The sequence below is a fragment of the Kordia sp. genome (assembly GCF_965224175.1).
In the GTDB taxonomy this organism is placed as follows: domain Bacteria; phylum Bacteroidota; class Bacteroidia; order Flavobacteriales; family Flavobacteriaceae; genus Kordia.
In genome coordinates this window covers 261,005-285,825 of the sequence record NZ_OZ245041.1, presented here as the reverse complement: position 1 = coordinate 285,825, position 24,821 = coordinate 261,005, and the positions used below count along the sequence as shown (strand labels likewise).

The window sequence follows — 24,821 nt, the reverse complement described above, 5'->3', positions numbered from 1 at the left end:
ACTTAGTTGTCAACAAACAACAAAACAAAAGAGTGTGTCACAAAATATTAAGAAAAAAGCGGATTCATCTCAGGATGCATTCGCTTTTTTTGATACTATTTTCACTAAAAAGCCAACTTATGTTGCCAAAGGTTTCGATTTCCCAGTAGGAAAGCCAGATGCAAAAGGATATTACAATGCACAAAAATTTACGGTCAACGATCATTTAGGTGATGATTGGAATGGAACTGGCGGCGGAAATACTGATTTAGGCGATCCTATTTATGCGATTGGCAATGGGTATGTAAAATTTGCTAACAATATTGGCGGTGGTTGGGGAAATGTGATTCGAATTGTTCATAAATACAAAGGCAAGTATTATGAATCCTTGTATGCGCATTGTGAAAAAATCTCCGTAAAAAAAGGTAGCTTTGTAAACAAAGGCATGCAAATCGGGACTATTGGCAATGCAGATGGCGCATATTATGCACATTTACATTTAGAAATCCGTGATGATATTTTTATGGAACTTGGTGCCGGATATGATGATGATACCAAAGGATTTTTAAATCCAACGACATTTATTAAATCTAATAGAAACTAAAAGTGGCAAAAATAAAACCCTTCAAAGCAGTTCGACCAACGCGTGATAAAGTAAGCTTAGTTGCAGCACGTTCGTATCAAAGTTATACGCAAGATGAACGCGAAGCGCGCTTAGATTATAATCCGTTTTCGTTTTTACATATTGTAAATCCAGGATATAAATATCACAAAGAAATTTCAGGAAAAGAACGTTATGGCTTAGTTCGTAATCGTTATTTGGAATTTAAGGAGGATGGCATTTTTGTTCAAGATGAAACTCCATGTTTTTACATATACAGAATTGTAAATCGTGAACAAAGAGTTTTTACAGGAATTGTTGCTGCTGCCAGTACCGAAGATTATAAAAATAATGTAATAAAGCGTCATGAAGATACAATAGAATACAGAGAATATATTTTTAAAGAATATTTAAAAACTGTTGGTTTTAATGCAGAACCTGTTCTTCTCACCTATCCAGATTCAACTGTTATTGAAGCTATTTTACAATCATATACAAAAACACGTTCAGAATTTGAATTTACAACTACATACAGAGATACACATTATTTGTGGTTGGTAAATAATGAAGCTGATATTAAAGCGATTCAACAGGAATTTGATCGTATGAATGCTATTTATATTGCTGACGGACATCATCGTTCTGCTTCTTCTTTTTTACTTGGTGAAGATTCAAAAGGTAATACTGAAAATGAATCGTATCATTCGTTCATGAGTTATTTGATTCCAGAATCTGAATTGCGTATTTCTGAATTTAATCGCTTGATAAAAGATTTAAACGGATTATCTAAAGAGCAATTTTTACTTAAACTCGATCAAGTATATCGTATTGAAAATAGAGGCTGCGAATTGTATAAACCTTCAAAAAAACATCATTTTAGCATGTATTTAGATGGTGAATTTTATTCTTTATACTTACGTAAGACTCATTATAAATTTACCGATTCGCTTAGCAAATTAGACACACATATTTTATACATAACAATTCTGAATCCTATTTTAGGCATTACTGATTTGCGAAACGACGATCGAATTGATTACGGATATGATAAGCACAACGTTATTGAAATGAAGAACCGAATTGATTCTGGCGAATTTTCAGTTGGTTTTGGACTTGTTCCTGTAAATGTAGATGAAATGAAGCGCATTGCTGATGAAGGTTTAACTATGCCGCCAAAAAGTACGTATATAGAACCAAAATTACGTAGTGGTGTGACTATTTATGAGTTTTAATGAGTTGATGAGTGAAGCTATATTTTAACTTAAAATGAAAAATATAATTACAAAAAATGTCTATTAGAGAACAATTACTACATATAAAAACTTCCTTACCCAAACACGTAACTTTAGTTGCGGTTTCTAAAACCAAACCAGTTTCTGACTTACAAGAAGCATATGATGCTGGACAACGTGTGTTTGGTGAAAATAAAATTCAGGAAATGGTTGAAAAATGGGAAGTATTACCCAAAGACATTTCTTGGCATATGATCGGTCATGTGCAACGCAATAAGGTAAAATACATGGCTGAGTTTGTCGATTTGATTCATGGTGTGGATAATTTTAAACTCCTGAAAGAAATTAATAAGCAAGCAAAAAAACACAATCGTACAATTAAGTGTTTACTTCAAATAAAAATTGCAGAAGAAGATTCTAAATTTGGAATGTCGTCAGAAGAAGCTACTACACTACTCGCTTCCGAAGAATATAAGCAACTAGAAAATGTTTCTATTGTTGGATTAATGGGCATGGCAACATTTACAGATAACTCTTTGCAAGTACAACAAGAATTTAAAAATTTAAAAGCCGTATTTAATCATTTACAACCTACATATAATGAGTTAACAACGATTTCTATGGGAATGAGTGGCGATTATAAATTAGCGATTCAAGAAGGAAGTACCATGGTGCGAATTGGAAGTAGTATTTTTGGCGCGCGAAATTATACGTCAGTAATCTCTACTAATCCTTAGGATATTTTTATATTTATACCAGAATTCTTAAAACAATGCATATCATTTGTACGCAATAGTAGACATAGAAACCACCGGTGGAAAATATAATGAAGAAGGTGTTACTGAAATTGCAATCTATAAATTTGACGGTCACGAAATTGTAGACCAGTTTATTAGTTTGGTAAATCCTGAACGCGAAATTCAACCTTTTGTAGTGAACTTGACGGGAATTAATTCAAAAATGCTTCGTGATGCTCCAAAATTCTACGAAGTTGCCAAACGTATTGTAGAAATTACTGAAGGCTGTATTATTGTAGCGCATAATGCTAGTTTTGACTATCGTATTTTACAGTTAGAATTTAAACGATTAGGCTTTAAATACAAACGTAAAAGTTTGTGTACTGTTGAACTTTCCCAAAAACTAATTCCAGAAATGGAATCATACAAACTAGGAAAATTAGTTCGTGCTTTAGGAATTCCGATGAGTGACAGACATAGAGCTTCAGGAGATGCACTCGCTACTGTAAAACTCTTTCAACTATTGCTTGATAAAGATTCGGAAAAAACTATCATTCAACAAGCCGTAAAAACCGAAATCAAGAAAAAAGTAGCTACACGTTTACTCGATATTCTTGAAAATTTACCTTCAGCAACTGGCGTATATTATATGCACAATGCTAAAGGCGAGATTATTTATATCGGAAAAAGTAAAAACATTAAAAAACGTGTCAATCAACACTTTACGGGCACGAACAATAAATCTAAAAAAATTCAGAAACAAGTTGCCGCAGTAACTTTTGAACGAACTGGAAGCGAATTGGTCGCGCTTTTAAAAGAAAGTCAAGAGATTAAACTCAAAAAGCCAATTTACAATCGTGCGCAGCGAAAAACTATTTTTCAGTATGCCTTGTATTCATACACAGACGAAAACGGCTATATAGGTTTGCGTATTGAAAAAGCTGACGGTCGCAAAAAAAGCATTACGACATTTACCAACATGTCGCAAGCGAAACATGTAATGTTTAAGCTTACTGAAGATTTTTCATTGTGTCAAAAAGTAAATGAATTGTACAGTTCTAAAACACATTGTTTTCAATATACCATCAAAGAATGTACTGGAGCTTGTATTAAAGAAGAAGATGTTACTACATATAATGAACGTGTTCAAAAAGCTATTGACAAGTATAGTTATACCAACAAAAATATGCTAATTATTGATCGTGGACGTCATCATGATGAACGTTGTGCTATTTTAATAGAAAATGGTGAATACAAAGGATATGGTTTTTATAGTTTAAATTATCAAATCACCAATAAAGAAGTACTAAAAACGATCATTACACCAATGCAAAATAATAGAGATGTACAACACATTATTCAAAGTTTTCTTCGTCGAAAAAATAGATTCAAAATCATTACATTGTAACATTATCCGTATTATATTATACTAATCATTAGTTACCAAAAAGAGTATACAAACATTCCATCTAATCATATTAATTTTTATAAAAACAATAGATGAAACCGATTTACCTGCTAGTTACCATGCTGTTTACCCTATGGTCTTACAGCCAAAGTCCTACGAGTGAAAAGTTTAACAAAATCACTCAAGATGAATTAAATATGACCGTTTATGCGAAAGATACAACTGCACACGCCGTTGTGTTGGAAGAATATGGCGAAAATTATTTTGAAGTTGTTCACGATAGAATTCACCTAATAAAGCATTACTACGTAAAAATTAAAATCTTAGACAAACAAGGAATTGATAAAGCTAATATTGTAATTCCTGTTTATAAAAATAAAAAATCTATTGAGCAGATTAAAGATGTCAAAGCCATTACACACAATTCTGATAAAATTGATCACTTAACACAAGATCAAATATTTTCTATAGATGTGACACCTTTTTACAGTGAAAAACGCTTTACATTTCCAAATGTAAAAGTAGGAAGTGTTTTGGAATATCAGTATACGCTGGTTTCGCCGTTTATTTACAATTTTGAAGGTTGGGATTTTCAATCAGACATTCCAAAAGTGTATAGTGAATTCAATGCCAAAATTCCTGCAAACTATCGTTATAACAGAACCTTGAAAGGTTTTCAAAAGTTAGACGTGAATGAAGCTTCTGTTACAAAAAGATGTTTCAGAATTCCAGGAATGGTAGGAAGAGCAGATTGTGAAGTCTTGAAATATGCCATGAAAGATATTCCTGCTTTTAAGGAAGAATCTTATATGCTTTCAAGAAATAATTATTTATCAAAAATTGCTTTCGAATTGTCTGAATTTGTGCGTTTTAATGGCGGAAAAGATGTGTATACCAAAACGTGGAAAGCTGTTGATAAAGATATGCGTAAAGATAAAGATATTGGTGCGCAAGTTCGTAAAAACAAGTTCTTTAAAAATCAATTGTCAGAAGATATTTTGAATGAACCTTCGGAATATAAGAAAGCACAAAAAATCTATACTTTCATCCAAAATCATTATACGTGGAATGAAAAATATGGGCTTTTTGGCGATGCCAATGTACGTCGTGCTTTTCAGGAAAAAACTGGAAATGTAGCTGAAATCAATCTGTCGTTAATTAATAGTTTGCTTGCCGCAGATATTAAAACTGAAACTTTGATGCTGTCGACACGCGCTAAAGGTTTGCCAACGCAATTGCATCCGGTGATGTCTGATTTTAATTATTTGATCGCCAAAGTAACTATTGGAGATGAAGTATTTTTGCTTGATGCTACTGAAAAGTTACTTTCGTTTGGGTTGCTACCAATTCGTGCGCTAAACTACAACGGACGCGCAATGGATTTTAAAAATCCAAGTTATTGGTATACCATAAATCCGTTTTTAGAAAACCGTCAAAATACAACCGTTCGAGTTACCGTTTCTGAAGACGGAAGTGCCAAAGGACAGTTATCACAGGTAAACACTGGATATTTAGCATATCAAAAACGAGAACAATTAGCATCAAAAAGTACTGAAGAATATTTAAATGATTTTGAAGAACGTCTCACATTTTTGGAAGTAGATGAATACAATATTGAAGATCGCAACAAGCCTTCAAAGCCTTTAAAAGAACAATTTAGTTTAGAATTTGATGAAGATAATTTCTCTAGTTCAGAAGTATTCTTAGATCCGTTTTTTTTGAAAGTTTTTGCTAAAAATCCTTTTAAACTAAACGAGCGACAATATCCTGTAGATTTTGCTTTTCCACGCGTATACACTACACGTTTTTTGATGTCATTACCTGCAGGCTACGAATTTTCAAATGTTCCAGAAAATCAACAATTTTCTATTGCTGGCGAAAAAGCTATTTGTGCTGTAAAAACAGTGCAACAAAACGGACAGTTGAACATGTCTTTTAAATTAATTTTGAATAATTTCTACTTTGAACCAGAAGAATATCAAGAATTAAAAGCATTTTTCAGTAAATTGTCTATCCTTCAGAAAAATACACGATTAGCCATTAAAAAGAAAAATTCCTAAATTAATAGTAAATTAGCAGCATGACGAAAGATTGGAAATCTAAACTTCATGAAGTAATATACGAAGCTGATACCCCGGCAGGAAAACTGTTTGATGTGGTTTTGTTAGTGCTTATTTTGGCTAGTATTGTTTTGGTGATGCTGGAAAGTGTTGAAGAATTTGCACTTGCGCATGGAGAATTCTTGAATATTGCTGAATGGGTAATTACAATTTTATTTACGCTTGAATACTTTGCTAGAATCATTTCTATTCGAAAACCTTCTCAGTATATTTTTAGTTTTTACGGAATTATCGATTTTCTATCTACCATTCCAAAATACTTATCCTTGTTTATTATTGGTTCGCAATCGTTAGTAGCACTCAGAGCGTTGCGTTTAATGCGTGTTTTCAGAATTTTAAAACTTGCACGTTTTATTGGAGAATCAAACAATATTATGCGTGCTTTGAAAGCTAGTAGAGTTAAAATAGGCGTATTTATTATGTTTATTTTGATTTTGTGTACCATTTTAGGTTCCGTAATGTATTTAATTGAAAGTGAAGAAGGCAGTGGTTTTACTAGCATTCCTAGAAGTATTTATTGGGCCATTGTGACACTGACAACTGTCGGTTATGGAGATATTGCTCCACACACAGCTTTAGGGCAATTTATAGCCTCTATTATTATGATTATGGGTTATGGAATTATTGCAGTTCCTACTGGAATTGTTACTGCTGAATTAGCTACAATGGATAAAGATGATGTGCATTTAAACACACAATCTTGTCCAAATTGCTCTGCTGAAGGACACAGAGACGATGCTGAATTTTGCTTTGTTTGTGGCGAAAGTTTACATCAAAAAGAAACTGAATAATATACTTTTTCATGTCTAAATACCTTATTTCTATTGTTGGTGCAACCGCTATCGGAAAAACTGCTTTGAGCATTAAACTTGCTAATCATTTTAAGACAGAAATTATTTCTTGTGATTCACGCCAATTTTTTAAAGAAATGCGTATTGGTACTGCAGTTCCTTCAAATGAAGAATTAAGTGCTGCTACACATCATTTTATTCAACATATAAGCATTTTTGACAGTTATAATGTAGGACAGTTTGAAAAAGATGCAGTAGCTAAACTTAACGAGCTATTTCAAAAGTATGATGTTGTTGTTATGGTTGGTGGAAGCGGTTTGTATGTAGATGCCGTGATAAAAGGTTTAGATGAATTTCCAAAGGTTGATCCGCAAATTAGAGAAGATTTAAATCAACTATTAGAAGAAAAAGGCATAACAGCACTACAAGAAAAATTGAAAGAACTCGATCCTGTCTATTATAAAAAAGTAGCTTTAGACAATCCGCATCGTTTGATACGCGCATTGGAAATTTGTATTGGAAGCGGACAACCATATTCTAGTTTTTTGAAAGACAAGACTGCTGATAGAAATTTTAAAACTATTAAAGTAGGCTTGACAGCAGATAGACCAATTATGTACGATCGCATCAATCGTCGTGTAGATATTATGATGGACGAAGGTTTGCTAGAAGAAGCAAAAACATTGTATCCACACAAAAGCTTAAATGCCTTACAAACTGTTGGTTATCGTGAACTTTTTACTTATATGGATGGAGATTTTACTTTGGATTTCGCCATAAGTGAGATCAAAAAGAACACGCGACGTTTTGCCAAACGACAAGGAACTTGGTTCCGAAAAGATGAAGCAACTTTGTGGTTTGATTATGAAACTGATCCTGTAACGATTATTGAACAAATTGAAAAGGTGATGTAAATTTTTCTCGATACAATTTTATAACGAAAATCACTCGAACTTACAATTTGAATCTGGTACGTTATTGCGAAAATTTCATAGAGATTTGTAGCAATCTGTTGAATCAATTATTCTTCACAAATAATTTTAACTGATAACCTCGCTAAACTTCTTACTATTGATACATCTTAGTTATCCCAAAGCTTATCTCCCAATATTTTTGGCAATACTATTTTTTTATACGTTCTGCTTATAGGTATTCGAAAGTTTTCTATCTGAATTTCCGTAGTTGAAGCCGCTTCTATTTTTGAGCGTGCTACAATGTAAGATTTGTGAACACGTAGAAAATCGTCCGTATTCAATTTTTCTGCCACATTTTTTAAAAATAACAACGTTACATATCGTTTTTCTTTTGTTTGAATGATGACATAGTTTTGCATAGCTTCTATGAACAAAATTGCATCTAAAAATATTTTCTCATAACGTCCATCACATTTTATAAAAAAGAAATTCTCTTCTTCTTCTGGTAATGAAATAGGAACTACACCTTTTTGCAAATAAAAGGACTTTTTCGCTTTGTTAACCGCTGCAAAAAAACGATTAAATACTATAGGTTTTAATAAATAATCCAATACATCAAGCTCAAAACCTTCAATAGCATAGTCAGAATAAGCCGTAGTGATTATTGTCATTGGAGGATTTTCAATAACTTTTAAAAATTCCAATCCGTTCATAACTGGCATTTGAATGTCTAAAAACAATAAATCTGCCTGTGTTTTTTGTAAAAGTGAACTTATTTCTAATGCAGATTTGCATGTTCCAACACAGGTTAGAAAATCTATTTGCTGAATGTAGTTTTCTATACATTCGCGTGCTAGTGGTTCATCATCAACGACAATACATTTAATCATATGGCAACTTTATTTGTTGTTATATGTACTTGTGCTGCTAAGTCAATTTCTAGTAGTACTTTAAATGAATTCTCTTCTTTTAAAATTTGTAATTCATATTTATCTGGATACAACAAATCCAATCGTCTTTTTACATTTTTCAGTCCCAAACCTTTATAAATAGTATCATTTAGTAATGTGTTTTGTACTGATTTGTCTATACTATTTGAAATAGTAAATTGTAATATGCCTGTCTCTATATTTGTTTCTATATGTATCCATTTATGCTTTTCAGCATCTTCAGATGCATGTTTAAAAGCATTTTCAACAAAAGGAACCAATATAAATGGTGCAATTAGCAATCCATTGGTGGTCTCTGGATACGTTTCTGTAAGTTGAAAGTCATTATTTTGACGCAAACTTTCTAATTCAATAAAACTTTTCACATATTCCAATTCATTCTTTAAAGGAATTGTCTCTGCATTACATTCGTACAATTGATAACGTAACAGATTGGAGAACTTTACCAAAGATTCAGAAGCCATCTCTGTATTTTTATGGATCAATACAAAAATGGAGTTGATTGTATTGAATAAAAAATGTGGATTGAACTGCGACCGTAAAAATTTAAGTTCTGTCTCTAATTTTTCTTTTTCTAGTTCTTGTTGTCGCTTCTGCGCTGCTAACCAATTCTTAGACAATTTAATACTCATTCCCAACGTCAACGAAGCAACTGTTGAAGGAAGTGCATTGTATTTGAATATTGTAACTGGTGAACGTGGCGATAAGTTAAACAAATCATAGACAGAAGCATCAATTATATAAGCAGCAAAAAAGTAATTACACGTAATTAAAAAAGTAGTGAGTAAAATAATACCTAAAAGATTAGAGAAAAAAGCTATATAACGTCGTTTTTCTAAGAACTTGGGAATTAAATAATATACACAAAAGTAAACAGCAAATGCTTGATACAGTACATACCCTAAAAACTTAATGAAGTTGTGCAGTTCCGTTATTTTTTCAAAAATGGCAAATATATCACCAAAATATACCAACCACCAAAAGAAATGATACACTGTCCAAAAAAGGATATGATGCCCTTTATAACGAGCTATTTGCTTATATATATTTTTTAGTTGCGTCATAATTAGCTTCTAATTTACGTTAAAATTGTTTTACTTGGTTAGAACTTGATAAGTGGTCGCATAAACTTGACAAATGACATAAAAACATATACATCTACTATTCATTGCAGGTTATCAATAAAAACTGGTGACTTATCAATCTGATTTTCATCTCTTTATTTAGTCTTTCATATTTGTTTCAAAACCACAACATATGAAAAACTTGTCTTTCTTTTTACTACTAATGATTCCATTTACTGTATATACACAAATTAATGGTACGGTTAAGGATGTACATAATGCGGCAATCCCTTTTGCAAATGTAATGTTGTATGATAGTGATGAAAATAATCTTTTGAAAGGAGCGATTACAGATGATAAAGGCAATTTTTCTATAGATGTCACAAATAATGGAAGTTATATTTTAAAAGTCCAATTACTTGGATATAAAGATTGGAAATCTGAGCTATTTATATACAATTCAAGTCAAGGAAAAACTTTTGCTAACATTGTACTAAAAGAATCTCAAAGCGAATTAGATGAAGTATTATTAGTTTCCAAGAAAAGACTTATAAAGAATACTAAAGAAGGAAACATTATCAATGTACAAGAAAGTATTTTGACGCAAGGAAGCAATGCTTTGCAGCTTTTAGAACGTTCTCCAGGAGTTATTTTAGACCAACGAAATAATAGCTTTTCATTGAACGGAAAAAGTGGAACAACTATTATGATTAATGGAAAAGTATTGCGCTTGCCAACTTCAGATATTATGACCATGTTGAGTGGAATGAGTGGAGATAATATTGAAAAAATAGAACTGTTAACCAATCCATCCTCAAGATATGATGCCGATGGTAATGGTGGTATTATAAATATTGTGATGATTAAGAATGAAAGTTTAGGTATGAGAGGAAATATAAATGTTTCATTTGGATATGGTGTTGGAGAAAAACAAACTACGAGTGTATCATTAAATTATGGAAATGAGAAATTAAGCGCTTTTGGCTCCTACTCTTTTTCGTATGATGATACTACTGACGGTTGGCAAGGCAATGGAAGTACCAATATTCCTATTTTTAATGGAATTACCTTTATCGATTTTAGAAGTGAAACCGCTCGTATTAATCGAAGTCACAATATAAATATTGGATTAGATTACCAACTATCTAAAGAATCTATGTTAGGTGTTAATGTATTATCAAATATGTCTAGTCCAGATATTACAACTCAGAATCGTGGCTTATATGATTTTGCGTCAAATCCGTATTTGGATGCACAAATTCACTTAAATGCTGACGGACGCTGGAGAAATACGAATATTTCTTCTTTTTTTGAGACTTCAAACGATAGGAACACATTTACAACAACATTAGATTATATCAACTATAATAATAAAACTCCAAATGTTGTGAATAGTGATTATTTTGATGAAGATGGACAATCTTATCAGCCCGAAGGAGAGATTTATAATACTGGAAATAGAGGAACTAATAAAACAAATATTGACGTTGGTGTAATCAAAGTTGATTATAAAAATACTATTTCAGACAAACTAACTTTTGAAACTGGTATGAAAGGCTCCTTATCAAAAACAATTAATGAAGCACAAATAGAAATAGAACAAAATGGTGTATTTGTTAGTGATGAGCGTTTTATAAACGATTTAGAATCTGAAGAACAAATAGCAGCTGTGTATGCACAAAGCAATTATACAATAAATGATAAATATTCTTTACAAGTTGGCGCACGTTATGAATATTGGAATCAACTTTTTGATGACGCAAACCTAAATAGAAAATTTGGGAAACTATTTCCTTCCATTTTTCTTACCAAAAAAATATCTGATACCACTAGTTGGAATTTGGCATATACCAAACGTATTACACGTCCAAATTATGCCGATTTGGCTTCGTATTTAACGTACAACTCTCCTACTTCTGTGTTTACAGGAAATCCGCAATTATTACCCGCAATAACCAATACGGTAAACTTTACTTATAATTACAAATCCTATAGTTTTTCTATTATAGGAACACTGGAAGATTCACCAATTTCTTATTATCAAGTTACAGAAGATGAACGAAGTGATTTGGCGATCATTTCTCCTCAAAACCTGAAATATCAAAATAGTTTGGATTTTCAAATGAATATCCCATTACGTATTACTGATTGGTGGAACTTGAATTGGAACGGTACTATTGGGTATAGAGAGTACAAACTCATTCACGCTGCAGCTCCTGTCACAAATGATTATATTCATTACAATTTTAATGGAAGTCAAACATTCAATCTTGCTGAAAATACAAGTTTAGAATTGTCTGGTTGGTATACTTCCGATCATTTCAATGGTTCTTCTGATGTAAATGGTTTTGGAGCTTTAAATGCTGGATTGAGACATACTTTTAAAAATGGATCAAGTATTCAATTTTCTGTAACAGATGTACTTGAATCTATAGATATTAGGTCTACTATTGGTAGCTTTACTCAAGAAGCTTATGACAATATTTTTAGTGTAGCATATCAACCAGAATCTACAAGATCGCGCATATTTAGATTGAGTTATTCCTACACGTTTGGAAATTCTAAAGTAAAAAATAGCAATACTAGATCTGGAGCTGATGATGAAAACTCTAGAATTCAATAAATACACTGATATTATTTTTTATTAATTATAAAAATTGAAAAATTGTAGACAAAGCAATTAAGGAATTAGATATCTTTGAATGTGTAGAAAACATGGTTTAAGAAAAACGAATCATAAACTACTAATACAAGATCTAATACCAAGAAAAATGAGTCAAGAAATACAAAAACTCGTAGACAGTTTACAACTTTTACCACATCCTGAAGGTGGATTTTACAAAGAAGTATATAGAAGTGAAAAAATGATTGCTAAAAATGCTTTACCAGATGATTTTTCGGGCGATCGAAGTTATTGTACCAGTATTTATTTTTTGTTGACTTCGGAGAATTTTTCTGCTTTTCACAGAATCAAGCAAGATGAAATTTGGCATTTTTACGGCGGAAGCTCACTAAGCGTTCATGTAATTGATGCCGCAGGAAATTATACTGAACACAAAGTCGGTATGAATTTTAATAACGGAGAACAGCCACAATTGGTGGTTCCGGCAGGTTGTTGGTTTGCATCAAGTGTTTCAGAAGAAAATTCGTATGCTTTCGTTGGCTGCACAGTTGCACCAGGATTTGATTTTGAAGATTTCGAATTGGCGAATAGAAGTGAACTTACAAGCGAATATCCTCTACATTCGAGTATTATCCATAGACTTACTAGAGAATAATTAAAAAAGTCGACATTCGGGAAGTCGACTATATTTTTCAAATGTTTTTTGTTGAGGAAACGCAGATCGTTTGCTACTACTCTGCTTTATTTTTGATAACTAATCTAAATCCTTCACCATGAATATTTAAAATCTCTACATCTTCATCTCTTTTTAGATACTTACGTAGTTTTGCGATATATACATCCATTGATCTTGAAGTGAAGTAGTTATCATCCCTCCATATTTTTGTTAATGCAAGTTCTCTTGGCATTAAATCATTTTCATGCAATGCTAACAAACGAAGCAACTCATTTTCTTTTGGTGATAATTTAGTTGGTTCTTCAGTATCGAATGTTAAGAAACGAAGCTTAGAATTTAAACTAAATCTTCCAATAACAAATTCAAATTGTTTGCTATCTGCTACAGAATCTGATGTTTTACGTTGCATTATTGCTTTGATTTTCATCAATAATACTTCCGAATCAAAAGGCTTGTTTAGGTAATCATCTGCACCTACTTTGTAACCTTTCATTACATCTTCTTTTAATGCTTTGGCTGTTAAGAAAATGATTGGAACTTCTGTATTTTTTTCACGAATTTCTTTCGCAAGTGTAAAACCATCTTTATACGGCATCATTACGTCAAGGATGCAAAGGTCGTAATTGTCTTTTTTGAATTTTTCAAATCCTTCCATTCCGTTCTTTGCATGAACAACGTCATAATCGTTCATTGATAGATAGTCTTTTAATACAGTTCCAAAATTCGGATCATCTTCTACTAATAAAATTTTTTTGTTTTGAATCTCCATGTTAGTCTACGATATTAATGGTAATTTAATAATGAATGTACTTCCTTTTCCTTTTTCACTTTCAACAGATATTTGACCATCATGATCATCTACAATCCGTTTTACATAAGCTAGTCCAAGTCCATGTCCTTTTACATTATGTATGTCACCTGTATGTTCTCTATAAAATTTTTCAAATATTCTTTTTTGTACAGATTTGGACATTCCTTGTCCTTGGTCTTTTATTTTTATCTGTATATTATTTTTCACTACTTGAGTGTAAATGTCAATCTTTGGTTCACCTTCTGTGTACTTAATTGCATTGTCTAATACATTTACTAAGACATTGGTAAAATGCGTATCATTTGCCATTACCATTGTGTCATTTGCTTCCAAATGCATTTTTACATAGCCTTTTCTATCTTCAACAATAAGTTCTATATGCGACATTGCATCTTCAATTAAGTCGTGAATGTCTACTTCTTCCTTACTGATATCTAACTGATTCTTTTCAAGTTTAGAAATTTGCAATACATTTTCTACTTGTGCATGCATTCGTTTGTTTTCTTCACGAATCATTCGCAGATATCGTTTTACCTTTTCTTTATCATCAATAACTTTTGGGTTTCTCACTGCGTCTAACGCTAAATTGATCGTTGCAATTGGCGTTTTAAACTCATGCGTCATGTTATTGATAAAATCAGTTTTTATTTCTGATATCTGTTTTTGTTTAATCAGTTGGTATAAGGCACTTGAATATGCTATTATTATTATTAACGTAAAAACTATGGACATAATTGCCATTCCCATAATTGATGATAATACATATTTGTTCTTTTTAGGGAAACTTACAAATAATGTATATCCACTTTTTTGGTCATCATCATCAAAAAGTGGCACGTCATAAATTCCATCATTGTCAATTTTAAACTTATCAGATTTTATTTTGGTTGCCAAGCCATCATCATATACTCCAAATTCAAAATCTAAATCTAAATCGAGTTCATCTAAATATGCTTGTAACAAAAATTCTAATAAATCATTAGAAACGCGCTCATGAATTGGTACTTGTCTGGTTAATTCATTAATAATGTCCTTATACTCTCCCATTACTTTAGAGACATTAATCACCTTTTTAAACTTCTGCACGGGCGATAATTTTAAATCGGCATCATCTAATAAATCTTCGCGGTAAATAACACGCGTTTCAATACGCTTAAAGTTTTTAATGGAAGTACTGTCGTCTTCAGTAGTATTGTCAATGAACGTTGGAAAAATATTGTAATCTTCTTCAATTATACCTCTTGTGTAAATGCTTGTTTCATTATTTTTTTCGTCTCTACTTGTAATTTGAAACACATTTACAACTTCTGAATCTTTCAAGTCACCAACACTATCTATTAGTTTTTGAAATTTCAAATAATATCTTCGATCTTCAGAATCGGTAACTCTTTCTGAGACATTTGTTAGAATTTGATTTGCATTAAGGGAAAAAGATTCTTGCTTTTCTTTCACAGCAGAAGCGATCCAATATCCTTGAACAAATATAATTCCGACAAGTGATAAACTCATCAAAATGACTAGAACAACAAATAATCGTTTACTCATTTGATCAAAATTAACGTATAATATCGGTTATAATAACTTTTTAACCAAACCTTAACAAATATGTTAATTTTGTCAGATTTTATCGCATAAGTCTATTAATTCTTGATGTATTCTTGCGACTTGTTCTTGAGCTTTTGTAAGATCAACATTTTGTATTACATAATCAGAAAGTTCTGTTTTGCGTTCATCACTCCATTGATTATTCATTCTATTTTGTATTGCTTGCTTGGTTGTTTTGTCTCTAAGAAGTAATCTACGAAATCGTTCTTCTATAGGAGCGACAACAGTTATTATTTTATCACATTGTTTGTACGAATCGTTTTCAAAAAGAATAGCTACCTCTTTAATCACATATTTTTCTTCACTTCGCTCGGCATACCAATCTTTAAAATGCCGTCCAACTCTTGGATGAACAATAGCATTAATCTTTTTTAGTTCTTCTGGCTTGTTGAAAACAATATTTGACAAATAACTTCTATTGAGTTCTCCATCAATATAAGTTTCTTCACCAAAGGCTGCAATAAGTTCTTCTTTGATTTCTACAGATGTATGCATTAACTTTTTTGCCTCAATGTCAGCAATATAGATAGATACTCCTAATTTATGAAACATTTTAGCGATAGTCGTTTTTCCGCTACCTATTCCTCCTGTAAGTCCTACAATCATCTTTTTATTAGAAAGTTTATTTTTTTGTTTTCGATTCGGTGTGTTTTTACCGTTGTTGGAAATTTAACCAATTTAGGTATAAAAAAAGAAGCTTCTGTATTCTCTATGTCTTTGTAATCACAATAAATAGCAAAGTCATTTTCTGTAATGGTATTAAAATCTGATACGTTTGCAGTGTAAGTAATAGCCACTTCTTTTGGAAAAAGTTTGATTGAATATCCTTGTGGAAGATTTCGCACTCGCAACGGAATATTTAATTTTCCTTCTGTGAATTTGTCAACTTTAGCAACAGCTTTTACAGTTGACTGCGCATAAGAAAGTCGTTTTAAAGAATCATTTTTTAAAACTTGAAGTTCTAGATCGATATCTTTATTTATCTCTTCTAATTTGCGTATTTCCGTATACACAACTTTTATGTTGTCTACAACATCTTCTGGACCAGAAATTTCAATTGTTTTTGGTTGAATTCGTAAAGAATCATATAAATTATACCCTTTTTCAAATACTAATTCCATCTGATGAATTACGGGAACTTTTTTTGTTTTGTTTTTACCTAAAGTAACAAATAAGGTATCTGGTGACACTTTTAAAATTTCAATATCTTGATAAACATGCTTATTAATTGCGTCATCAGAGAGTACATAAAATGTATTTTCAGCACTTACTTTAGTTGCCTTTTTTAAGTCTACTGCTATTTCTTTTTTGAATATTTTTTGGCGAAGCATTCGAAATCCAGTTGTTTTTACTTGTGCTTCAATTGTATTTTCTTGGCTTCCTAATAATATTTTATCATTCGATAAATTCGTGTATACGACTTTCATTTTAATCGTATCTGTATATGTATTAGATAGTTTTACCAAAGTCCATACTACAAACGAGATTACAAAGAAAATAAGGAACACATTGATCTTTTTTCCTTTGATGGTTGCCGTAAATAGACTTTGAATTCCTTTTAACATGTTTATTTTTTAAAGAATAATTTTGGAAACCTCTGTTCGGGTTTTTGTTTAAATAGTTTTAATGCGATTGTTGATTTTAAAAAACCAATTCCATATCCATAAAATTGAATACATACTGCAATTAATGATAAAAATGCAATCGTAATACTTTTTGTCACTCGCAATGCATCAACTAAGATGGCAATAAAATATACACCATATGCTGTTAAAAACCAATGAAAATTTAAAAATATACTTAGAAACGCTGCTGTTACTAGACCAATACAGAATAGTGTTGGAAACCAATAGGTAAGTTTTGCTGTTTCTGGATGCCATACATTCAAAATTGGGCGTACCATTCCAAATTTATTCACTTGAATATGAAATTTTTCCCAAGAAATTCTGCGTTTATGATATACAAATGCTTCTGGAATTAAGCGTGTTGTATAACCTTCTTTCCAAATGCGAATAGTTAAATCTGGATCTTCTCCTGGATGAATTTGCCCAAAACCTTGTGTTTTTTCGAAAGCTTCCTTAGAGATTCCCATATTAAAACTTCTAGGTTGAAATTTATTTACTGCATTTTTTCCTCCTCTAATTCCTCCTGTTGTCAAAAAAGCTGTCATAGCGTAACTAATTGCTTTTTGAATTGTAGTAAAAGAATCATGTGCCGCATCTGGTCCGCCAAAACAAGCTACATATTCCTCCTTTAAAGACTTAGAAACTTCTGTTAAATATTGTGGTGGCAATATGCAATCTGAATCAAATATTAAATAGTAATTTCCTTTAGCTCGTTTCATTCCGTAATTGCGAGAATCTCCTGGTCCGGAATTTGGCTTAAAGTAATAACTAATATTTAGGGAATCTTTGTATGCATTTACAATATCCTCAGAAGAAAGCGTAGAACCATCTTCCACAATAACAACTTCAAAATCTTCTTGAAACGTTTGTTTAGAAATACTTTCTAAGAGTTCTTCTACTTCATTTGGTCTGTTGTATACAGGAACAACAATTGAGAATTTTATTTGCATGTGACAAATATAGGGAAACAAAAAAAGCTGTTCAATGAAGAACAGCTTTTAATGATAAATATATTTTTATAGAATTACTTCACGAATTTTACTACTGAAGTTCTTCCGTTATCTAATGTTACTCTTGCAAAATATACACCGTTTTTAGCAGAACCTAAGAAAGCTTCTCCTGTATTGGCATTTGGTTTTACAGATGTAATAATTTGACCTACTAAGTTATATACTTCTATAGAACTCACATTACTTTGTGCATTTACTACAAAACTATTGTTTACAGTATTTACGTAGTGTACAAAACCTCTTGATTCAAAAGATTCAACTGATAGTGGAACACACGCAATTGATGCTTCCCATCCTTCTCTTGTAACAGATCCATCAGATGTAAATACAAATGTTAAACATCCTGAAGCATCTGTAGATGCAATGGTCATACCTTGCAAGTCTCCTGTTCCGACTTCTGGCATATCATCTCTATCCCAACACCAAATTGTTCCACCTCCTGGAGGATCAATTGTAGTTGCCATAGCATCAGCTCCATTATGAATTGTTAATCCGTCATAACAAGCTGCTGCTCCATTATTCTCTGTGCTAAATAAAGTAAACATTACTTCTATTCCATCTCCAGCGTTATCAGGACAAATAGTATAAGTAATGTCCTCTCCACTAGAATAATCTCCTGACATTCCTCCTGAATCTAAAAATGTAGCACTTGTACAATCTGGTGGAATGGCTACATATGGTGTTGCAAATGCAAATGGCCCTGCCCAAGCAGATACTCCGTCCATTCCACAATCTGCTTGTACGTAAAATTCATAGTTATTATCTCCTACTAATCCTGTTGCCATATATGGATTCATTACTCCTGAAGCTGTTGGCGTTCCGGTAGCTGTTCCTCCAGCTGTGATATCAACTAGTTCGATATTCCAAGAAGCAGCTGCTCCATTTTCTGTCCAACCTAAGTCAGCAGTTGTTTCCATGATATTTGTAGCAGTTAAACCTGATGGCGCTGGGCATGTTTCTAAAGTTGTAAAGCAGAATGGTCCAGCCCAAGCTGAGAATGAGCCTGCACCACAATCAGCTCTTACATAAAAACAGTAATCATTATTCTGTGTAAGTCCAGTCGCTGAGTATGGGTTTGTTGTAATACCTGAAATAGTCGGTGTCCCTGTGAACATTCCTCCTCCAGTTATATCAACAATTTCTATATCCCAAGCTGTTGAAGTTCCGTTCTCTGTCCAACCTAGATCAGCAGTTGTATCAGTAATATTTGTAGCGGTCAAAGTATTTGGTGTTGGACATGCTGGTAACTCTGTAAATGACACATTATCTATTGAAATATCTCCTTCAAATGTTCCTCCGCTTGTTCCTACAAATGTAATTGTAATTGTTTGCCCTGCAAAAGCAGATAAATCTATCACTGCTAATTCCCAAGGAGTTGTTGCACTTGTTTGTTGCTGTCCATTAAGTGTCAACACACTTGTAGTTCCGTTTACTAATACGTCTAATTTCCCTATTTGCCCACCAAACATATGATAATTAAATAGTAATGCTGGTGTTGTAAGTCCTGATAAGTCTACTAACGGAGATACTAAGTTAGTAATATCTCCAAGTGCTCCGGCTGATGCTTCTGTATAGAAATAATTTCCTGTTGTAATTGATGGATCTGGTCCAGTTCCTCCTGATCCTGCATCTGTACCTGGTGCAGATTCCCAATAATAGGCTCCGCCAGTTGCTGACCAACAATTTTCTCCGACAAAAGCAGCTCCACCTGTAGTAAATGTTTCAAAATCTTCTGTGTATGGAGCCATAAATGCTGGACATGCTGTTGTAAAAGCGAATGGTCCTGACCAAACAGATGTTCCATTTCCAACACAATCTGCTCGCACATAAAATTCATAGTCGTTACTATCTGTAAGACCTGTAGCATTATAAGGGTTCGCTACTCCAGTTGCTGTTGGCGTTCCAGTAGCAGTTCCGCCAGCTGTAATATCTACAATTTCAACATCCCAAAGTGTTTCAGATCCACCAGCTGTCCATCCTAAGTCAGCAGTAGTTTCTGTGATGTTTGCAGCAGTTAAAACTGATGGTGCTGGGCATGCTACGGTTGTACTAAATGAAAATGGTCCAACCCATGCAGAAGTTCCATCCATTCCACAATCTGCTTGCACATAAAATTCATAATCATTTGAAGGCGTTAATCCTGTAGCATTGTATGGATTTGCAACGCCTGTAGCTGTTGCTGTTCCTGTAGCTGTTCCTCCTGCAGTGATATCTACAATTTCAACATTCCATAAAGTAGCTGTTCCAGTTTCTGTCCATCCTAATTCGGCAGAAAATCCATCAATGTTAGTTGCTGTTAATGCATTTGGCGCTGCACATGAAGGCAATTCATCAAATGCTATGTTATCTATAGAAATATCTCCTTCAAATGTTCCTGCACTAGTCGCTCTAAGTGTAACGGATATCGTTTGACCAGCAAATGCAGATAAATCCACAACAGCAAGTTCCCAAGCAGCTGTTGCACTTGTTTGTTGTTGTCCTGACAAAGACCAAACATTTGTTGTTCCATTCACAAGTACATCTAAAGTACCTATTTCTCCTCCAAACATATGGTAATTAAACGATAATGAAGGTGCTGTAAGTGCTGTCAAATCTACTAATGGAGATATTAGATCTGTTGTGTCTCCATTTGCTCCAGCGGAAGCTTCTGTATAAAAATAATTTCCTGTTGTAATTGAAGGATCTGGTCCTGTTCCTCCAGAACCAGCATCAGTACCTGGTGCAGATTCCCAATAATAGTTACCGCCAGTTCCTGTCCAACAGTTTTCATAAACAAATGCTGCTCCTCCAGTAGTAAATGTCTCAAAATTTTCAGAATATGGTGCTGCTATTGGCGCACAAGCAGTTCTAAATGTAAAAGGTCCAATCCATGTAGAAGTTCCATCTCCAGCACAATTAGCTCTTACATAGTAATCATATTCAGTATTTTCAGTTAATCCCATTGCAGTGTAAGGGTTTGGAACAGCTGTAGCTGTTGCAGTTCCTGTTGCAGGAGTTCCCGTTGTTACTATTTCAACATCCCAAGCAGTTGCTGATCCACTTTCTAACCATCCTAAATCTGCTGTTGTATCAGTGATATTAGATGCTGTTAATGTAGATGGATCAGGACATGATGGAGGTGTTGCAGAGGTAATTGTTGGAGAGTCAAAACAAAATCCCCACTCAAAACCTGGACCTCCAACTAAATCATCAAAATAGATTCTATAACGAAAACCTGATAATTGTGTTGGCGTAAACCCAACAATATTAAGAATTTCTGTAGTGTAAGTTTCTGTAGTTCCTGAACAAAAGTTATCTGTTGGAGCTCCAGCTGTATCAGCATTAATAGGAGTTCCTATTATATTCCAGGTACTGGCATCTGCATCCCAATATTCAAATTGGAGAATATCATCATTGTTATAGTTGTAAACAAAGTTTCCTGAAATCGTAATCCAAGTTTCTCCTGCTGAATGTGCAGCTGTTAAATCTATTACTGGTGATTCTGCAGCAATATCATCATCACTTCCATTTCCTGCATCATCATCATCAAAGGCAAAATTTGGAGAAACTGTAGGATCTGCTTCTAAAGCAGTAGGATCTGCATTATATGTTCCTGTAAGTGACCAACTTGTATTAGGCCACATTGCGTTTTGATTTAATGTTTGCGCATACCCAGTATAGGTAAATACAAAAAGCATTATCACCAAAACTCTAAGAGTAATTTTTTTCATTTGCTTAGTTTTAGCTAGTTATTTAGATAAATATAAGAATTATTTCTGTACTAAAGATTACCTTATAAAGATACCTTGTGTTATTCAGCTTTTTTATCAATAATTTAATCAAAAACTAAAGAATCAGTAAGTTAAAAGGAGAAAAAAATTGATTTTTTGAAAGAAGGCATTACAAATGCATGTTAAAGAAAGACATACATTTAAGGAGTAGAATGTCTAAATTGTAGAAACAAAAAAAGCTGTTCAATAAAGAACAGCTTTTAATGATAAATATATTTTTATAGAATTACTTCACGAATTTTACTACTGAAGATCTTCCATTTTCTAATGTTACTTTTGCAAAGTATATACCATTTTTAGCAGAACCTAAGAAAGCTTCTCCTGTATTAGCATTTGGTTTTACAGATGTAATAGCCTGACCTACGATGTTATACACTTCGATAGAGCTTACGTTTGTTTGTGCATTTACAACAAAACTATTGTTTGCTGTATTTACATAATGTAAGAAACCTCTAGTTTCAGCAGATTCAACAGATAATGGCGCACATGTAATATTTCCTTGCCATCCTGGTCTTGTAACAGATCCGTCAGATGTAAATACAAATGTTAAACATCCAGAAGCATCTGAAGAAGTGATTGTCATACCTTGTAAATCTCCTGTTCCTGCTGCTGGAGTATCGTTTCTATCCCAACACCAAATTGTTCCACCTCCTGGAGGATCAATCGTAGTTGCCATAGCGTCTGCTCCATCATGAACAGTTAATCCATCATAGCAAGCTGCTGCTCCATTATTTTCAGAAGAGAAGAAAGTAAATTCAACATTTACAGCATCTCCAGCCATATCTGGACAAATAGTATATGTAATATCCTCTCCACTAGAATAATCTCCTGACATTCCTCCTGAATCTAAGAATATTCCACTAGAACAAGTTGGTGGTACTGCAACGTATGGTGTTGCAAAAGCAAATGGTCCTGCCCATGCAGATACTCCATCCATTCCACAATCTGCTTGTACATAAAATTCATAGTTATTATCTCCTACTAATCCTGTTGCCATATACGGATTCATTACTCCTGAAGCTGTTGGTGTTCCAGTAGCTGTTCCTCCAGCTGTAATATCAACTAGTTCGATATTCCAAGAAGTAGCTGCTCCATTTTCTGTCCAACCTAAGTCAGCAGTTGTTTCCATGATATTTGTAGCAGTTAATGCTGATGGTGTTGGACATGTTTCTATTGTAGAGAAAGCAAAAGGTCCAGCCCATGTTGAAAATGTTCCACCTCCACAATCAGATCTTACATAGAAAGTATAATCGTTGTTTTGTGTAAGTCCCATTGCTGTATAAGGATTAGTAACTCCAGAAGCAGTTGGTGTTCCTGTAGCCATTCCTCCTCCTGTGATATCTACGATTTCAATATCCCAAGCAGTAGCTGTTCCATTTTCTGTCCATGCAAGATCAGCAGTTGTATCTGTTATCATTGTTGCTCCTAAAGCATTTGGTGTTGAACATGCAGGCAATTCTGTAAATGATACGTTATCAATTGAAATATCTCCTTCAAATGTTCCAGCGCTTGTTGCTCTGAATGTAATTGTAATTGATTGACCTGCATATGCAGCTAAATCTACAACTGCCAATTCCCATGGAGCTGTTGCGCTTGCTTGTTGTTGACCTGATAACGTCCAAACATTTGTTGTTCCGTTCACTAATACATCTAATGTTCCTATTTGCCCACCAAACATGTGATAGTTAAATGTTAATGCAGGAGCTGTAAGTGCTGTAAGATCTACTAATGGAGACAATAAATCTGTTGTATCTCCTGTAGTTCCATTTGATGCTTCTGTATAGAAATAGTTTCCTGTTGTAATTGATGGATCTGGTCCAGTTCCTCCTGATCCTGCATCTGTACCTGGTGCAGATTCCCAATAGAAAACTCCTCCGCTTCCTGTCCAACAGTTTTCAGCTCCAAAAGCAGTACCTGCAGTCGTAAACGTCTCAAAATCTTCACTATATGGCGCAGCAATTGCAGCACAAGCAGTTGTAAATGTAAAAGGTCCTACCCAGTTAGAAGTTCCTGCTCCTCCACAATCTGCTCTTACATAGAAATCATATGCAGTATCAGCTGTAAGCGCTGTTGCCATATATGGATTAGCTACACCAGAAGCTGTTGGCGTTCCTGTAGCTGCAGAGCCACTAGTAACGATTTCAATATCCCATACCATAGCAGTTCCATTTTCTGTCCATCCTAAGTCAGCCGTTGTATCAGCAATATTTGTAGCTGTTAGCATTGAAGGATCGATACAAGATGGTGGTGCAGCAGAGGTAATAGTTGGTGAAGTTACACACCATCCCCATTGCCAACCTCCTTGGTCATCATAAGATATTCTGTATTGGAATCCAGCTAACTGTGTAGCTGTAAATCCAGAAATATCAAGCACTGGAGTTGTGTATGCTTCTGTGTTTATACATGTTTGGTAATCATTTACAGTAGCATTTCCTGCAAAAGTATGTAAAGTAGACCATGTCATTGCATCTGCATCATATGTTTCAATAATTAAAACATCTCCTCCAAGAGCTCTGTAAGTAAATTCACTAGCAACTGTAATCCAAGTTTCTCCTGCTCCACTGGCAGCAGTTAAATCGATAACTGGAGAAGTTGCAATGATATTATCTCCTGAACCATTTCCAGCAGCGTCATCATCCCAAGTAAAAGTTGTACCAGCACCAGTTGGATCAGAAGCTAATCCTCCAGCGGTATATGTACCAGAAAGTGTCCAAGCTGCGTTAGGCCAACTTGCGGCTTGGTTTAATGTTTGTGAGACACCTACATAGGCACCTAACAAGAACATTATCATAAAAATTTTAAATGTAATTTTTCTCATAAAAAGTTTGATTTTTTGTTAGTTAGTTGAATATCAATAGAAAGAACCACATTTTTTTTGAATCACGCATGTTAATATCGATAAAAA

At 33.5% G+C, this 24,821-nt stretch carries 18 protein-coding genes; 9 read left to right on the top strand and 9 right to left on the bottom strand.

Annotation, left to right across the window (positions count from 1 at the left end; all coding sequences use genetic code 11):
• Nucleotides 1-34 precede the first annotated feature (34 nt).
• From ACOQOS_RS01345 to miaA, 7 genes are all read left to right on the top strand, one after another.
• The gene (locus ACOQOS_RS01345) at nt 35-583 is read left to right on the top strand and encodes a M23 family metallopeptidase (RefSeq protein ID WP_420573158.1); all 549 of its coding nucleotides are present in this window, start codon (nt 35-37) and stop codon (nt 581-583) included.
• A gap of 2 nt (nt 584-585) precedes the next feature.
• Nucleotides 586-1,812 (top strand): DUF1015 domain-containing protein, encoded by a 1,227-nt coding sequence (locus ACOQOS_RS01340; RefSeq protein ID WP_420573157.1) that lies wholly within the window; start codon nt 586-588, stop codon nt 1,810-1,812.
• Between the two features lie 56 nt (nt 1,813-1,868).
• Nucleotides 1,869-2,549: a YggS family pyridoxal phosphate-dependent enzyme gene (locus ACOQOS_RS01335; protein ID WP_420573156.1), complete on the top strand. Its 681-nt coding sequence runs from the start codon at nt 1,869-1,871 to the stop codon at nt 2,547-2,549.
• A 46-nt stretch (nt 2,550-2,595) separates the two neighbouring features.
• Nucleotides 2,596-3,957, top strand: coding sequence for an exonuclease domain-containing protein (locus ACOQOS_RS01330; RefSeq protein ID WP_420573155.1), 1,362 nt, complete (start codon nt 2,596-2,598; stop codon nt 3,955-3,957).
• A gap of 92 nt (nt 3,958-4,049) precedes the next feature.
• On the top strand, nt 4,050-6,017 hold the full coding sequence (locus ACOQOS_RS01325; protein WP_420573154.1) for a DUF3857 domain-containing protein: 1,968 nt from the start codon (nt 4,050-4,052) through the stop codon (nt 6,015-6,017).
• A gap of 20 nt (nt 6,018-6,037) precedes the next feature.
• Nucleotides 6,038-6,868 (top strand): ion transporter, encoded by an 831-nt coding sequence (locus ACOQOS_RS01320; RefSeq protein ID WP_420573153.1) that lies wholly within the window; start codon nt 6,038-6,040, stop codon nt 6,866-6,868.
• Between the two features lie 11 nt (nt 6,869-6,879).
• On the top strand, nt 6,880-7,782 hold the full coding sequence (gene miaA, locus ACOQOS_RS01315; protein WP_420573152.1) for a tRNA (adenosine(37)-N6)-dimethylallyltransferase MiaA: 903 nt from the start codon (nt 6,880-6,882) through the stop codon (nt 7,780-7,782).
• Nucleotides 7,783-7,949: 167 nt separating this feature from the next.
• On the opposite strand, the gene ACOQOS_RS01310 is transcribed toward miaA, so the two are convergent.
• Together ACOQOS_RS01310 and ACOQOS_RS01305 are read right to left on the bottom strand one after the other, a co-directional pair.
• On the bottom strand, nt 7,950-8,672 hold the full coding sequence (locus ACOQOS_RS01310; RefSeq protein WP_420573151.1) for a LytR/AlgR family response regulator transcription factor: 723 nt from the start codon (nt 8,670-8,672) through the stop codon (nt 7,950-7,952).
• A complete protein-coding gene (locus tag ACOQOS_RS01305; RefSeq protein ID WP_420573150.1) occupies nt 8,669-9,796 on the bottom strand; it encodes a sensor histidine kinase in 1,128 nt (375 codons plus the stop codon). Before ACOQOS_RS01305 ends, ACOQOS_RS01310 begins: the two co-directional genes overlap by 4 nt.
• Before the next feature lie 193 nt (nt 9,797-9,989).
• Here ACOQOS_RS01305 and ACOQOS_RS01300 point away from each other — a divergent pair, with 193 nt between their 5' ends.
• Together ACOQOS_RS01300 and ACOQOS_RS01295 are read left to right on the top strand one after the other, a co-directional pair.
• On the top strand, nt 9,990-12,419 hold the full coding sequence (locus ACOQOS_RS01300; protein WP_420573149.1) for a TonB-dependent receptor domain-containing protein: 2,430 nt from the start codon (nt 9,990-9,992) through the stop codon (nt 12,417-12,419).
• Between the two features lie 148 nt (nt 12,420-12,567).
• Nucleotides 12,568-13,074, top strand: a complete 507-nt coding sequence (locus ACOQOS_RS01295; protein WP_420573148.1) for a cupin domain-containing protein — start codon at nt 12,568-12,570, stop codon at nt 13,072-13,074.
• Nucleotides 13,075-13,150: 76 nt separating this feature from the next.
• On the opposite strand, the gene ACOQOS_RS01290 is transcribed toward ACOQOS_RS01295, so the two are convergent.
• The 7 genes from ACOQOS_RS01290 to ACOQOS_RS01260 form a co-directional block, all read right to left on the bottom strand.
• Nucleotides 13,151-13,864 carry a response regulator transcription factor gene (locus tag ACOQOS_RS01290; protein WP_420573147.1) on the bottom strand — a complete coding sequence of 238 codons (714 nt, stop codon included), beginning with the start codon at nt 13,862-13,864 and terminating at the stop codon, nt 13,151-13,153.
• Nucleotides 13,865-13,870: 6 nt separating this feature from the next.
• Nucleotides 13,871-15,451, bottom strand: coding sequence for a sensor histidine kinase (locus ACOQOS_RS01285; RefSeq protein WP_420573146.1), 1,581 nt, complete (start codon nt 15,449-15,451; stop codon nt 13,871-13,873).
• Nucleotides 15,452-15,523: 72 nt separating this feature from the next.
• On the bottom strand, nt 15,524-16,117 hold the full coding sequence (gene coaE, locus ACOQOS_RS01280) for a dephospho-CoA kinase (protein ID WP_420573145.1): 594 nt from the start codon (nt 16,115-16,117) through the stop codon (nt 15,524-15,526).
• Nucleotides 16,114-17,076, bottom strand: coding sequence for a CdaR family protein (locus ACOQOS_RS01275; RefSeq protein ID WP_420573144.1), 963 nt, complete (start codon nt 17,074-17,076; stop codon nt 16,114-16,116). The genes coaE and ACOQOS_RS01275 overlap by 4 nt, the downstream gene beginning before the upstream one ends.
• A 2-nt stretch (nt 17,077-17,078) precedes the next feature.
• On the bottom strand, nt 17,079-18,086 hold the full coding sequence (locus tag ACOQOS_RS01270) for a glycosyltransferase (protein ID WP_420573143.1): 1,008 nt from the start codon (nt 18,084-18,086) through the stop codon (nt 17,079-17,081).
• Between the two features lie 74 nt (nt 18,087-18,160).
• Nucleotides 18,161-21,856, bottom strand: coding sequence for a fibronectin type III domain-containing protein (locus ACOQOS_RS01265; RefSeq protein WP_420573142.1), 3,696 nt, complete (start codon nt 21,854-21,856; stop codon nt 18,161-18,163).
• A gap of 286 nt (nt 21,857-22,142) precedes the next feature.
• Nucleotides 22,143-24,734, bottom strand: a complete 2,592-nt coding sequence (locus ACOQOS_RS01260) for a T9SS type A sorting domain-containing protein (protein ID WP_420573141.1) — start codon at nt 24,732-24,734, stop codon at nt 22,143-22,145.
• Nucleotides 24,735-24,821 lie beyond the last annotated feature (87 nt).